At 70.7% G+C, this 13,526-nt stretch carries 11 protein-coding genes; 6 read left to right on the forward strand and 5 right to left on the reverse strand.

All coding sequences use genetic code 11. The annotated features are described in order from the left end of the window. Both AC07N1_RS14540 and AC07N1_RS14545 read right to left on the reverse strand, forming a co-directional pair. A partial coding sequence (locus tag AC07N1_RS14540) for a polar localization protein TipN (protein WP_494672460.1) occupies positions 1-2,451 on the reverse strand: 2,451 nt, incomplete at its 3' end. 197 nt (positions 2,452-2,648) lie between these two features. Next, on the reverse strand, positions 2,649-2,855 hold the full coding sequence (locus tag AC07N1_RS14545) for a hypothetical protein (protein ID WP_494672461.1): 207 nt from the start codon (positions 2,853-2,855) through the stop codon (positions 2,649-2,651). Between the two features lie 226 nt (positions 2,856-3,081). Here AC07N1_RS14545 and cysD point away from each other — a divergent pair, with 226 nt between their 5' ends. After that, positions 3,082-4,053 (forward strand): sulfate adenylyltransferase subunit CysD, encoded by a 972-nt coding sequence (gene cysD, locus AC07N1_RS14550; RefSeq protein WP_494672462.1) that lies wholly within the window; start codon positions 3,082-3,084, stop codon positions 4,051-4,053. Continuing rightward, positions 4,053-5,960, forward strand: a complete 1,908-nt coding sequence (cysN, locus tag AC07N1_RS14555) for a sulfate adenylyltransferase subunit CysN (RefSeq protein WP_494672463.1) — start codon at positions 4,053-4,055, stop codon at positions 5,958-5,960. The genes cysD and cysN overlap by 1 nt, the downstream gene beginning before the upstream one ends. 173 nt (positions 5,961-6,133) lie before the next feature. Here the strand turns inward: cysN and AC07N1_RS14560 are convergent, their stop codons facing one another. Both AC07N1_RS14560 and metG read right to left on the reverse strand, forming a co-directional pair. After that, positions 6,134-7,300 (reverse strand): MFS transporter, encoded by a 1,167-nt coding sequence (locus tag AC07N1_RS14560; protein ID WP_494672464.1) that lies wholly within the window; start codon positions 7,298-7,300, stop codon positions 6,134-6,136. A 228-nt stretch (positions 7,301-7,528) separates the two neighbouring features. After that, complete coding sequence (gene metG / locus AC07N1_RS14565; protein ID WP_494672465.1) at positions 7,529-9,238, reverse strand: methionine--tRNA ligase; 1,710 nt, start codon at positions 9,236-9,238, stop codon at positions 7,529-7,531. Between the two features lie 183 nt (positions 9,239-9,421). Between metG and AC07N1_RS14570 the strand changes: the two genes are divergently transcribed. Both AC07N1_RS14570 and AC07N1_RS14575 read left to right on the forward strand, forming a co-directional pair. Then, positions 9,422-11,218 carry a polysaccharide deacetylase family protein gene (locus tag AC07N1_RS14570; RefSeq protein WP_494672466.1) on the forward strand — a complete coding sequence of 599 codons (1,797 nt, stop codon included), beginning with the start codon at positions 9,422-9,424 and terminating at the stop codon, positions 11,216-11,218. Beyond that, complete coding sequence (locus AC07N1_RS14575; protein WP_494672467.1) at positions 11,215-12,048, forward strand: glycoside hydrolase family 16 protein; 834 nt, start codon at positions 11,215-11,217, stop codon at positions 12,046-12,048. Before AC07N1_RS14570 ends, AC07N1_RS14575 begins: the two co-directional genes overlap by 4 nt. On the opposite strand, the gene AC07N1_RS14580 is transcribed toward AC07N1_RS14575, so the two are convergent. Then, positions 12,006-12,518 (reverse strand): hypothetical protein, encoded by a 513-nt coding sequence (locus tag AC07N1_RS14580; RefSeq protein ID WP_494672468.1) that lies wholly within the window; start codon positions 12,516-12,518, stop codon positions 12,006-12,008. The genes AC07N1_RS14575 and AC07N1_RS14580 overlap by 43 nt on opposite strands. Positions 12,519-12,665: 147 nt before the next feature. Here AC07N1_RS14580 and AC07N1_RS14585 point away from each other — a divergent pair, with 147 nt between their 5' ends. Beyond that, positions 12,666-13,262, forward strand: coding sequence for a DUF2975 domain-containing protein (locus tag AC07N1_RS14585; RefSeq protein ID WP_494672469.1), 597 nt, complete (start codon positions 12,666-12,668; stop codon positions 13,260-13,262). Further along, complete coding sequence (locus AC07N1_RS14590; RefSeq protein WP_494672470.1) at positions 13,262-13,510, forward strand: helix-turn-helix domain-containing protein; 249 nt, start codon at positions 13,262-13,264, stop codon at positions 13,508-13,510. Before AC07N1_RS14585 ends, AC07N1_RS14590 begins: the two co-directional genes overlap by 1 nt. Positions 13,511-13,526 lie beyond the last annotated feature (16 nt).

Raw genomic sequence — 13,526 nt, forward strand, 5'->3', positions numbered from 1 at the left:
CTGCGGGGCCGGTTGCGGGGCCTGGGGCGGACGCGCCAGGGCGGCCGCGCCGCGGCTCGACGGCGCGGCGAAGGTCGGCGTCGCGGCGGCGGCGGCGTTCATCGTGCTGACCGCCTCGCTCAGCATCTCGTAGTTGCGGCGCACGCGGTCCTGGAAGGCCTGGTCGATCGCCGCCGTCTCCTCGGCGGTCTTGCGGGCGGCGGCGCGCAGATCGTCGATGCCCTTCTCGATCTGGGCGCGGACCTCGGCGGCGCGGGCCAGCGCCTCGCCCGGCAGGGCGGCGCTGCGCTGGCCGGCCTCGGCCAGGATGCGCTCCATCTCGGCGATCGAGCCACGGGCGGTCTCGACGGTCTCGGCCAGCTTCTGGGCGGTGCGGGCGCCGGCCTGCTCGACCACCTGGGCCGAGCTCTCGATCAGGTCGCGGGCTTCCTGCATGCGCGATTCGAACACCGCGTCGGCCTTCTGGCCGGCCGAGAAGGCGATCTCGTTCAGCTGGTCGACGCGGCCGCGCGCGGTCTCGACGCGCAGCTCGACGCCCTCCCCGGCCCGCTGGGCGGCGTCGGTGATGGCGTTCATGGCGCGGGTCAGTTCGCCCTCGAGGTCGCCGCGGCGATCGGCGGCGGCGGCTTCCAGGCGGGCCAGTGCGGCTTGCGTCTCGGCGGCCAGGGCCTCGCGCTCGGCGCGGGCGGCCTCGGCCATCTCGCGCAGCTGGTCGCCGGACGAGACGATCAGGCCGCGCAGCACCTCGGCGCCCATGGCGGCGATGTCGCCCAGTTCCGACGCGCCGACGCGGGTGTAGGCCACGAACTCGGTGAGCTGGGCGGTGCGGGTCTCGGTCTCGGAGGAGAAGTCCTCCTGGTCGGCGCGCAGGGCCTGGGCGGCGGTCACCAGGGCGGCGCGCTGCGAGGCGAGGCTGCGTTCGACGCTGCCGATCTGGTCGCCGACGCCCTGGCCGGCGGTTTCCAGGCGGGCGATCTGGCGCGACAGGTCCTCGGCCCCGATGCGGGCGGCGTCGGACGCCTCGGCGGCGGCGGCGGCCAGATCGGCGGCGCGGGCGGCGAGCGCGGCTTCGGCCTCGCGCAGCTGGGTTTCGGCGAGGTCGGAGGCCTCGGCGACCATGCGGGCCTGGCTGCCGATGGCGTCGACCACCGAGGTCGACTGGGCGTCCAGCGTGGTCGACAGCGCCTGCATGGCGCTGCGCTCGTGGCCCAGGCCCTCGGCCAGTTGCTTGGCCATGCGGCTGGAGGTGTCGGCGGCCTCGACCAGGCGGGCGGTCTCTTCGGCTAGCGCCTGGCGCAGGGTGACGATGCGCTCGCGGGCGGCGTCGGCGGCGCTGGTGGCCGCGTCGATCTGGCCGCTGAGGGCGTCGACCACGCCGGTGGCGCCGGCGGCGGCCAGGGTGGCGGGGGTCAGCAGCTGGTCGGTCAGCTGGCGGGTGCGGCGCAGCTCGGCCGACACGCCCAGCGCCTGGCGCAGCATGTAGGCGGCCAGCAGGATGAAGGCGGCCGGACCGGCGGCCAGGGCCGAGAACACCGCCATGGTGATCGGCAGCGGCAGGCTGGGCCCGTAGCCGAGGGCGAACATCACCGGGGCCACGGCCCACAGGGCGGCGACGCAGACGGCCAGGCTCCAATAGACGCCGCCGGGCATCGGCTTGTGCTCGGTCGTCTCCGACAGGGCGTGCACTCGGCGTTCGGGCGTCTGGGCCGAAGACTGGGCGACCGACTGCTTGGCCGGCTCCGGCTTGGCGGGCGGTTCGGGCTCGACGCGCGGAGCCGGCGGCTGGGCGGCGGCGGGCGCGGTCAGGAAGGTGGGCAACGGCGACAGGTCGTCGGCCGGCGAGCGCTCTCGCTCGCGTTCGGCCTTCAGGCGCGCGCGCATCGAACCATACTGCGGGACGGGCTCGGGTCCGGGAGCCGGCGCGGCTTCAGGCTCCGGCGCGGGGGCCTCGGCGACCGGTTCCGGGGCGACCGGTTCCGGGGCGACCGGCTCTGGGGCGATGGGTTCCGGCTCGGGCTCGGGCGTCTTGTTCGAGCGGAAGAACGAGCGGCGGGCCGTGGTGCGGTCCTCGCGCAGCACCGGCTCGAACGGATCGGGCGTGGGGGCCTGGGGTTCCGGTTCAGGCGCGGGTTCGGGCGCGACCGACGAGGTCAGCGGCTCGGGGACCGGTTCGGCGGAAGGCTCGGACTGAGGCTCGGGGGCCAGGTACGACGGCGGACGCGCGCCGCGCGGCGGCGCGGCCAGGAACCCGGTTTCGGGATCAGCGATGTCGAGGTCGTTGTCGGGCTCGGTGACCGGCGCGTCGGGGTCCGGCTCCTGGGAGGCGAAGGCGAGCGAGTCGGCCCCATCCTGACTGGAGAGCGGCACACCAGAAGCGGGCGCCGCATCCTCGCGGGGCGTCTCCACCGGCAGGGTGGAAAAGTCGAGCGGTCGGCGCTTCTTAGGCTTCATACGCAGCCACTGTCCCAAGGCGAACGATGAGGGGGCCTCTCACAGCGACACAGCGCGCAAGCCCCTTCTTCGCGCAGGCGAATAAACCTAGCCGCGAAAGACGCCTGCGCATAGCCGCTTGCAACGGTTTTCCCCAGAGCCGGCCAAGCCTTACGGGCGCCGAAGGGACTTTTCGAGGCGCTCCCGAGGCGGACGGATCAGACGCGGACGACGCCCGCGGCGCGCTCGGGGCAGACGATCGGCGGCGGCGAATCGATGCGCGCGGCTGTGCGCGGCGTACGCGCCACGGTGCGTTCGGCCTTGGACTTGGGCATCTTGTTCTCGATGACCACGCCGAATTGGCAAAGGGCCATGGCCGAGAGCCACAGCACGATCGCCGCGAAGATTTCAGTCAGGAATGACATCGGTTCACCCGTCGGTCCGATATCGTCGTTATGCCGCAACCTACGGCCAGGCTCGAATGAACTTTTGGTCATGTTGCCGCAACCCGGCGCCCACACAAGCTTACAGCGACCCTAGATTTCTGCGCCTTGCCCGCAAGGCCCCGGAGACCTAGGTCGCAGGCTCCCCCGGTTCTTCGTCGAACGCCGCCTGGCGCCGATGAAGTTTTTCTGTTTGCGGACGACTGTCTTGCCCCTTACCCAGCTTGCACCCCAGGCGTCCGCCGTCGCTTTCGAGCCGCCTATGCCCGCGATCACGCCCGCTCGCCTCACCCACCTGCAGCGCCTGGAAGCCGAGAGCATCCACATCATGCGCGAGGTCGCGGCCGAGTGCGAAAACCCGGTGATGCTGTATTCGATCGGCAAGGACAGCGCGGTGATGCTGCACCTGGCCGCCAAGGCGTTCTATCCCAGCAAGCCGCCCTTCCCGCTGCTGCACGTCGACACGACCTGGAAGTTCAAGGCGATGTACGAGCTGCGCGACAAGATCGCCGAGCAGCTGGGCTTCGACCTCCTGGTCCACAAAAACCCCGAGGCCGAGGCGCGCGGCATCAACCCGTTCGACCACGGCAGCGCCCTGCACACCGACCTCTGGAAGACCGAAGGCCTCAAGCAGGCCCTGGCCAAGTACGGCTTCGACGCGGCCTTCGGCGGCGCCCGCCGCGACGAGGAGAAGAGCCGCGCCAAGGAGCGGGTGTTCAGCTTCCGCTCGGCCGAGCAGCGCTGGGACCCGAAGAACCAGCGCCCCGAGCTGTGGAAGCTCTACAACACCCGCAAGCATCCCGGTGAGTCCTTGCGCGTCTTCCCGATCTCCAACTGGACCGAGCTGGACGTCTGGCAATACATCCACCTGGAGAACATCCCGATCGTGCCGCTCTACTTCTCGGCCCCGCGGCCGGTGGTCGAGCGCGACGGCGCGCTGATCATGGTCGACGACGAGCGCTTCCGCCTGCGCGAGGGTGAAGAGCCGCAGATCAAGAGCGTCCGCTTCCGCACCCTCGGCTGCTATCCGCTGACCGGCGCCGTCGAGAGCACCGCCTCGACCCTGCCCGAGATCATCCAGGAGATGCTCCTGACCACCACCAGCGAGCGCCAGGGGCGGGTCATCGACCACGACCAGTCCGCCTCGATGGAGAAGAAGAAGCAGGAGGGCTACTTCTGATGGCTCACCAATCCGCCCTCATCGCCGAAGACATCGAGGCCTATCTCGAGGCCCACCAGAACAAGTCGCTGCTGCGCTTCATCACCTGCGGCAGCGTCGATGACGGCAAGTCCACCCTGATCGGTCGGCTGCTCTACGACAGCAAGATGATCTTCGAGGACCAGATGGCCGCCCTCGAGGCCGACTCCAAGCGCGTCGGCACGCAAGGCGGGGCGATCGACTTCGCCCTGCTGGTCGACGGCCTGGCCGCCGAGCGCGAGCAAGGCATCACCATCGACGTCGCCTACCGGTTCTTCTCGACCGACAAGCGCAAGTTCATCGTCGCCGACACCCCCGGCCACGAGCAGTACACCCGCAACATGGTCACCGGCGCCTCGACCGCCGACGCGGCCGTGATCCTGATCGACGCGCGCAAGGGCGTGCTGACCCAGACCCGCCGCCACTCCTACCTCGTGTCCTTGCTCGGCATCCGCAACGTGGTGCTGGCGGTCAACAAGATGGACCTGGTCGACTGGGACCAGGCGGTGTTCGACGCCATCGTCGCCGACTACCGCGCCTTCGCCGAAAAGATCGGCCTGAACGTCTTCACCCCGATCCCGATCTCGGGCCTGGGCGGCGACAACATCGCCGTGAAGAGCGAGCACACGCCGTGGTTCGACGGCCCGATCCTGATGGACTGGCTGGAGAGCGTCGAGGTCGAGGACAGCCTGCAGGCCCAGCCGTTCCGCATGCCGGTGCAGTGGGTCAACCGCCCCAATCTCGACTTCCGCGGCTTCTCGGGCCAGCTGGCCTCGGGCGTGGTCAAGCCGGGCGACCGGGTCAAGGTGCTGCCGTCTGGCCGTGAAAGCCGGGTGTCGCGGATCGTGACCCTGCCTGGCGACCTGGATCAGGCCGTGGCCGGCCAGTCGGTGACCATCACCCTGGCCGACGAAGTCGACGTCTCCCGCGGCGACGTGCTGGTCGCCGCCGACAGCCCCTCGGCCGTCGCCGGCCAGTTCGAGGCCACCCTGGTGTGGATGGACGACGAGCCCCTGCCCCCGGGCCGCTCCTACCTGCTGAAGATCGGCGCGCGCCTCGTGGGCGCCAGCGTCACCGAGATCAAGCACCGGGTGAACGTCAACACGCTGGAGCACACGGCCGCCAAGCGGCTGGAACTCAACGAGATCGCCCACGTCAACATCTCGCTCGACCAGGCCATCCCGTTCGAGGCCTATGCCGACAACCGGGATCTGGGCGGCTTCATCCTGATCGACCGGATCAGCAACCGCACCGTCGGCGCGGGCCTGCTGAACTTCGCCCTGCGCCGGGCCGACAACATCCACTGGCAGCACACCGACGTCTCCAAGGCCTCGCGCGCGGCCCTCAAGAGCCAGCGCGGCCGCGTCGTGTGGCTGACGGGCCTGTCGGGCGCGGGCAAGTCGACCATCGCCAACCTGGTGGAAAAGCGCCTGCACGCCCTGGGCCGTCACACCTACCTGCTGGACGGCGACAACGTTCGCCACGGCCTCAACAAGGACCTCGGCTTCACCGAGGAAGACCGCGTCGAGAACATCCGCCGGGTGGCCGAGGTCGCCAAGCTGATGGTCGACGCCGGCCTGATCGTGCTGACCGCCTTCATCTCGCCCTACCGGGCAGAGCGTCGCCTGGCGCGCGAGATCCTCAACGAGGGCGAGTTCGTCGAGGTGTTCGTCGACACTCCGCTGGCCGTGGCCGAGAGCCGCGACGTCAAGGGCCTCTACAAGAAGGCGCGCGCGGGCCAGCTGAAGAACTTCACCGGCATCGACAGCCCCTACGAGGCGCCCGAGGCGGCCGAACTGGTCATCGATACGACCAAGGTCGATCCGGTGGCCGCCGCCGAGCAGATCGTCGAATGGCTGGAAGGCCAGGAGATCGCCTACGACATCTAGGGAAAGGGTCCTTCCCCTTTCCTCCCGTCATTCCCGCCCTTGTGGCGGGACCCCTTCTGTCAGCCACAGGTGCGGACGGGGCGGCGTGCTCAGCACGCCGCTTGCACTTCACGTGTCAGCGGACCCAGGGTTTCCCGCCACAAGGGCGGGAATGACGGGAGTTTGGTGAAAGCTCAGGCCGCCGCCTTCACCCGCGCGCTGCGGCCCAGCACCAGCGCGCCGACCAGGCCCGCCGCGCCCAGCGCCGCCATCGCCCAGTAGCCCTTCACGCCCAGGGCGTCGAACAGCGGCCCCGAGGCCAGGGTCGCCGCGCCCAGGGTGAAGCCCTGCGACACCGCCGAGTTCAGGGCCTGGGCGGCCGAGGCGCTGCGGGGCGGGGTCAGGCGCTCGATCAGCTGCAGCGAGGCCAGGAAACTCGCTGCAAAGGTAAAGGCGTGCAGGGCCTGCAGCGGGAACAGCGCCCACAGCGGCGGGGCGAAGGCGTAGGCCGTCCAGCGGATCACCGCCGCGCCGGCGCCCATGGCCAGCAGCTTGCCCGGCCCCACCCGTCGCCGCCACGGTTCCAGGAACCACATGAACCCGACCTCGGCCGCGACGCCGACGCCCCACAGCACGCCGATCACCGGCTCGGGGATTTCCTGCCGCCGCCAGAGGATGGTCGAGAAGCTGTAATAGAAGCCGTGCGCGCCCTGGATCAGGCCGGCCGTGACCACCGCCAGCACGAACACCCGGTCGGTCAGCAGCTGGCCCAGGCCCTTCCAGCGCTCGCGCTTGGGCGGGGCCTCGCCCTCCTCGTGCACCTGTTCGGCCGGCACCAGGACGAAGGCGGCGGCCGCCGCCAGCAGGGCCGCCACGGTGATCCAGACGACGATGATGTCGGCCCCGGCGATCGTCAGCACCACGCCCATGACGAGGTTGGCGGCGATGAAGGCGCTGGAGCCGCTGCCGCGCGGCAGGCCGTAGTTGAAGCCCTCCAGCCGCGCCCGGCGCAGAGTGACCACGTCGATCAGCGGCGAGATGGTCGACAGCAGGGTGGCGCCCAGCAGCCAGCAGATCAGCAGGCCCCAGAAGCCCGGCGCTATGAGCATCGCGAGATAGGCGACGGCGGCGGCCACCGCCAGCAGCACCATCGGCGAGCGGCGCAGCCGGAACCCGTCGGCCCACACGGCCAGCACCGGTCCCGTGAAGGGCTTGAGCAGCAGCGGCGCGGCCAGCACGGCGCCGATCTCGGCTCCCGACAGCCCCTTGGCCCGCAGGAAGGTGGCGACGTAGGGCAGGCTCACGCCCGTGCCCAGATAGATGGCCACGTAGAACAGGCAGAGGCGGACGACGAGCGGCATGGCCGTCCCGTAGATCGGCGTTGGGCGAAGGGGAAGACGTTTCGCGCGGAAAGCCCCCTCAGTCGCTCCGCGACAGCTCCCTACTCCTCCCCCGTGAAACGGGGGAGGTGGCGCGGCGCTATCAGCGCCGTGACGGAGGGGGCGACCGCCGCTGCCCCGCCCGTCTCGCCCCCTTCCACCACTTCGTGGTCCCCCTCCCCCGTTTCACGGGGGAGGAGTTAGGGATCGCTACTCCGCCCCGCCGAAGCGCGCGGCCCATTCGGCGATCATGTCGTCGTCGATCTTCTTGAACAGCACTTCGGGCGCGCGCACCGCCTGGCCGGCGGGCACGGTCGAGAGCTCGGCGGCGACGTCGGCGGTCGGCCAGGCCGGCGGCCAGGGCTGGGCGAAGGCCTCGCCGATCTTCTCGGCGGCGAACGGGATGAACGGCGCGGAGATGCGGGCGTAGAGCGCGGCCAGGTTCAGGGCCGTGCGCACGATCACGGCGGCGCGGTCGCGGTCGGTCTTGATCGCCGTCCACGGAGCGGCTTCCTGCAGGTACTCGTTGCCGACCACCCACAGGGCGCGCAGCGCCTGGGCGCTCTTGCGGATCTCGATGGCGTCCATCTGCTCGGAGAGGTCGGCCAGGCGCGCGGCGACGTCGGCGTAGAGCTTCTCCTCCAGCGGACCGATCTCGCCGCCCTCCGGAACGAGGCCGTCGAACTTGCTCTCGTTGAACTTCAGGATGCGGTTGACGAAGTTGCCCAGCACGTCGGCCAGGTCGCGGTTCACGGCGCTGGCGAACTGCTCCCAGGTGAAGGCCGTGTCGCTGCCTTCCGGCGAGTTCGAGGTCAGGTACCAGCGCCACAGATCCGGCGGCAGGATGTCGAGCGCCGCGTCCATGAACACGCCGCGCTTGTTGCTGGTCGAGAACTTGCCGCCGTACCAGTTCAGCCAGTTGAAGGCCTTGAGCATGTCGACGCTCTTCCACGGCTCTTCCGAGCCGAGGATGGTGGCCGGGAAGCTGACCGTGTGGAACGCCACGTTGTCCTTGCCCATGAACTGGACGTAGCGGACGTCGTCGGCGCCGGCGTCGGTGCGCCACCACGAGCGCCAGTCGCGATCCGACCCGGCCTCGGCCCACTCCTGGGTGGCGGCGATGTATTCGATCGGCGCGTCGAACCAGACGTAGAAGACCTTCTCCTCCATGCCCGGACGCGGCAGGCCATCCTTGGTCACCGGCACGCCCCAGGCGAGATCCCGGGTGATGCCGCGATCGATCAGGCCTTCGTCCAGGTGCTTGTAGGCGATCGACTTGGCCAGGGTCGGCCAGTCGGGATGGCTGTCGACCCAGGCGCGGATGCGCTCGGCCATCTTGGTCTGGAGGAGATAGAGGTGCTTGGTGTCGCGCACCTCCAGGTTCCGCGAGCCCGAGATCACCGAGTAGGGATCCTTCAGGTCGGTCGGGTCCAGCAGGTTGCCGCAGTTGTCGCACTGGTCGCCGCGGGCCTTTTCGAAGCCGCAGTGCGGGCAGGTGCCCTCGATGTAGCGGTCGGGCAGGAAGCGGCGGTCGTCGATCGAGTAGACCATCTGGTCGACCCGCTCCTCGATCAGGCCCTGGGCCTCCAGAACCTCGGCGAAGTGCTGGGTCAGGCGATGGTTCTGCGGCGAGGACGAGCGGCCGAAGTGGTCCCACGACAAGCCGAAGGCGCGGCCCACGTCGTGCTGCAGCACGTGCTGCTCCTCGCAATAGGTCGCCACGTCCTGGTCGGCGGCGGCGGCGGCCAGTTCGGCCGGGGTGCCGTGCTCGTCGGTGGCGCAGATGTAGAGGGTGTCGTGGCCCCGGGCCCGCTGGAAGCGCGCATAGACGTCGGCCGGCAGCATCGACCCCGCGAGGTTCCCCAGGTGCTTGATGCCGTTGATGTACGGCAGGGCCGAGGTGATCAGGATGCGGGCCATGGGACGGGGCGTCTTTCCGGGGGCGAACAACGAACAGGAAGCGTCCGCATATAGAAGCCCCCGCGCCGAAGGGAAAGCTTCGCCGGACGACCGCAACCCCGCCGCGCGGCGAAATCACGGGCTCGCGCGTTTGGCGTTTTCGGGTTTGGATGGGCGCGCCCCTCTCCCCCGACCGGAGGACGCATGTTCCGACGCCGCCTGCCGCTGCTGCTGCTCGTCCTCGCCGTGCTGCTGGCCGGCGGCTGGTGGTGGTGGCGCGAGAGACCCGATCCCTCGGTCATGCACGTCTTCCCCGGCGTGCGCGGCCCGGCCAAGGCCTCGAAGATCGTCGAACCGCCCCGCACCCGCATCGCCCAGTTCGACAGGGGCGGCCCGCACCGCCTAGCCATACTGGTCACCGACCCGCAGTCGGGATGGCTGGGCCTGGTGCGCGGCTTCCGCGCCCACGGCGTGCCGATCACGGTCACGCAGGATCCCGCCAAGGCCCTGACCCACAGGGTGGTGCTGGTCTATCCGATCGTCTCGGGCCGGGTGCTGACCGCCGACCAGCTGCGCGCCCTGGCCCAGCACGTTCGCGACGGCGGCACGGTGCTGGCCTTCAACCTGGCGGGCGGGGGCCTGGGCGAGCTGTTCGGCGTCGGGCCGGGAACCGAGGCCTCGTCCCGCCTGCGCCTGCGCTGGAGCCAGACCACCGGCGAGCCGGAGGCCGACGAGATCGTCGTCTCCTCGGCCGGCGAGGCCAAGGTCGCCAGCGTCGGCTACGCGCCGGGGACGGCGCAGGTCGCCGCCCGCTTCGACGACGGCTCGGTGGCCGCCGCCTGCCGCCAGGTGGGCGGCCAGGCCTGCGTGCTGGGCGTCGATCTCGGCTCGCTGGCCCAGCGGTCGATGAACGGCCGCGCCGAGGCCTTGGCCCGGCGCTACGTCAACGGCTACGAGCCCTCGCTCGACAGCCTGTTCCGCTGGGTGCGCGACCTCTACGTGGCCGGCGAGCCGATGCCCTGGCTGGTCTCCACCGCCCCGGCCGGCAAGCAGGTGTCGATCCTGTTCACCCACGACGTCGACTACGGCCCGTCGGTGCATAACGCCCTGGCCTATGCCGACGCCCTGAAGGCGCGCGACATTCGCGGGACCTTCTACGTCCAGACCAAGTACATGAAGGACTACAACGACAAGGTGTTCTTCGACGACGCGGCGGTGACCGACGTCAAGGGCCTGCTGGCGCGCGGCCAGGAGGTGGGCAGCCACACCGTCGCCCACTCCGGGGCCTTCGAGCACACCATGCCGCTGGGAAACGGCCGCGAGCACTATCCCCGCTATCGGCCGTTCGTCGAGACGGTCGACACCGTCCGGGGCGCGTCGATCCTCGGCGAGCTGCGGGTCTCGAAGTTCCTGCTGGAGCGGCTGGCGGGCGCGACCGTCGTCTCGTTCCGGCCCGGGCGCCTGGCCTATCCCTTCACCCTGCCCCAGGCGCTCGACGCCAGCGGTTACCGCTATTCCTCTTCGATCACCGCCAACACGGTGCTGACCCACCTGCCCTTCCAGCTGACCGACGGACGGGCGGACGGCGCGCTGCAGCCGGTGTTCGAGTTCCCGGTCGCCATCGAGGACGAGGCGCCGCCGCCCCTGCTGCAGCGGCTCGACGCCGCCGACGCCCTGGTGGCCAGGGTGGCCCGCGACCGGGGCGTGGTCACCGTGCTGATCCACCCCAACACGGTCGGCGACAAGCTGGCCTTCGAGGCGGCCCTGGCCGACCGCTGGAAGGGCCGGGCCTGGATGGGCGCCACCGACCGCTTCGGCGACTGGTGGTCGGCCCGCGACGCCCTCGAACTCGATGTCGAGCCGCGCGGCGCCGGCTGGACCCTGACCGCCGCCGCGCCCCGGGCCGTGTCGGGCGTGGAGGTGCTTCTGCCCAAGGCGAACAAGAAGACCGTGACCCTGGCCCTGCCGGAGGGCGGCCGCTCGACGACGGCGATCCCGTGATCCGCCTCGCCCTGCTGCTGGCCATGTTCGCCGCTCCGGCCTCTGCGGCCCCGCGCCTGATCTGGTCCGACGAGTTCGACGGCGAGCGGCTGGATCCGGCCAGGTGGGCGGCGTCGAACGACTGCTGGGGCGGCGGCAACGAGGAGCGCCAGTGCTACACGCCCGCCGCCGTCTCGGTGTCGGGAGGGGTGCTGCGCCTGACCGCCCGGCGGGCCAAGACCACCGGCCCGGCCGTTCGCGACGCCGCCCCCGGCGCGGCGCGCGTCGTCCGCGACTACGCCTCGGGCCGGATCCACACCAAGGGCCTGGCCTCGTTCCGCTACGGCCGCATCGAGGTGCGCGCCAAGCTGCCGCTGGGCCAGGGCCTGTGGCCGGCGATCTGGATGCTGCCAGAGCACGACAACTACGGCCCCTATCCGTCGTCAGGCGAGCTCGACATCGCCGAGGCGGTGAACCTGGGCGTCCGCTGCCTGTCCTGCCGCGACGTCGTACGGGCGGCGGCGCACCACGGCCCGAGCCTGGCCGCCAACCGCAGCGACAGCGCCGAGACCCGGCTCGACGACGTGACGACCTTCCACGTCTTCGCCCTGGACTGGACGCCGCGCCGGCTGACCTGGTCGATCGACGGCAAGCCCTATTTCAGCCGCCCGGGCGGGCGGCCCTTCGACGAGCGCTTCCACTTGATCCTGAACCTGGCGGTCGGCGGTCGCTGGGCCGAGACGACCGGCCGCAAGGGCGTCGACGACGCCGCCCTGCCCGAGAGCCTGCTGGTCGACTGGGTGCGGGTCTACGGCGGCGGCGACGAGGCCGGCGCGACATCGATCCGATAGCCCGCCCCCGCTGGGGTGTAGCGGAACATCAGGCCGCCCAGGGCCGCGTCAGCGGGCTCCGAGGCGTCCGAGAAGATCTGCAGCCGCTTGGCGACGGCTTCGGCGTCAGAGACCAGATGCGGCGGGGCGACGGCGACCACGAAATCGCGGATCGGCGAGCCCTTCTCCGCCGAAGCCGGCCGCTCGGCGGCGACGAGCGTGTAGCCGACCGCCTCGCCGTTGGCCGCGTCCCGCGCGGTCAGGACGATCCCCTCGCCCGCCGTCGCCGTCCAGACTGCCGGGCCGGCCCCCGACCACTCGGCCTTGGGTCCGAACAAGCCCTTGGGCGCCATGCGGTTCAGCAGGGTGGCCTTGGCGGGCAAGCCGTTGGCCTGCCAGATCGCCAGCTTCGAGGCGTCCTTGACGCCGTTGGGCAAGCAGGCCGCCAGGGGCGAAAGTCCCAGGGCCAGAACCATCAACCGTCGCCGCATGCCGCGCTCTCCCCGCTTGCTCCGACTTCAATGGTCCAGCCCCGTCCGCGTTCCTCGACCCGTCTCGGCCGATGAGCGATTCATATCGTTTGACAGAAATTATTTTCTGTAAGAACGATGATCCATCGAAGCCTAGGGGAGGTTTCCGTGTCCACCATCGTCTCGCTGCGACCACCGCCGCTCACACCGCCGCCGCCCTCGGCCAGCCATCGACGGCTGCGGCTGGGCAGCCGCGCCCTGGCCTGGCTGCTGACCGCCCTGCTGGCGCTCACCGGCCTGATCGCCGGCGTGCTGATCATGGCGGTGCTGGCCTGGCCGGGCGAGAATTTCCGCATCGGCCCGACGGCGGTCTGGATCGGCAGGGGACCGCCCGACTCCGTGGCCTTCGCCTCGCTGTCGATCCCCCACCGCGCCGCCTACGCCCTGGTCGGCACGTTCCGCATCGCGCCGGTGCTGGCGATCCTGGCCCACCTGCGGGCGCTCTTCTTGCTCTATGCCGGGGGCGAGGTGTTCGGCGCGGCCAACGCCCGCCACATCGGACGGGTCGGCGCCTGGCTGTGCGCCTACGCCGTCTCGCCGTTCCTCTGCCATCTCTTCCTGTCGGCCACCGGCTGGGAGATCGACAGGAACTGGTTCCACCTCTCGAGCATCCAGGGCCTGATCCTGGGCCTGCTGGTCTTCGTCATCGCCCAGGTAATGCAGGTCGGCCGCGAGATCGAGGAAGACCGGGACGCGTTCGTCTGATGCCGATCCTGGTCCGCCTCGACGTCATGCTGGCCCGCCGCAAGATGCGCTCCAACGTGCTCGCCCGCGCCGTCGGCATCACCGACGCCAATCTCTCGTTGCTCAAGTCGGGGAAGGTGAAGGGCCTGCGCCTGTCCACCCTCGACGCCATCTGCCGCTACCTCGACTGCCAGCCGGGCGACATCCTCGAATACCTGCCCGACGACGGCGCCCAAGACGGGACCGAAGAGATCCGCGACGCGGGCTGAGCCCCGCCCTTCCCTC

Source organism: Caulobacter sp. GW821-FHT09B11, from assembly GCF_059418205.1.

Coding starts and splice junctions, on each gene's coding strand:
- AC07N1_RS14545 (WP_494672461.1), bottom strand. CDS start 2,855: ATGTCATTCCTGACTGAAATCTTCGCGGCGATCGTGCTGTGGCTCTCG.
- cysN (WP_494672463.1), top strand. CDS start 4,053: ATGGCTCACCAATCCGCCCTCATCGCCGAAGACATCGAGGCCTATCTC.
- AC07N1_RS14560 (WP_494672464.1), bottom strand. CDS start 7,300: ATGCCGCTCGTCGTCCGCCTCTGCCTGTTCTACGTGGCCATCTATCTG.
- metG (WP_494672465.1), bottom strand. CDS start 9,238: ATGGCCCGCATCCTGATCACCTCGGCCCTGCCGTACATCAACGGCATC.
- AC07N1_RS14570 (WP_494672466.1), top strand. CDS start 9,422: ATGTTCCGACGCCGCCTGCCGCTGCTGCTGCTCGTCCTCGCCGTGCTG.
- AC07N1_RS14580 (WP_494672468.1), bottom strand. CDS start 12,518: ATGCGGCGACGGTTGATGGTTCTGGCCCTGGGACTTTCGCCCCTGGCG.
- AC07N1_RS14590 (WP_494672470.1), top strand. CDS start 13,262: ATGCCGATCCTGGTCCGCCTCGACGTCATGCTGGCCCGCCGCAAGATG.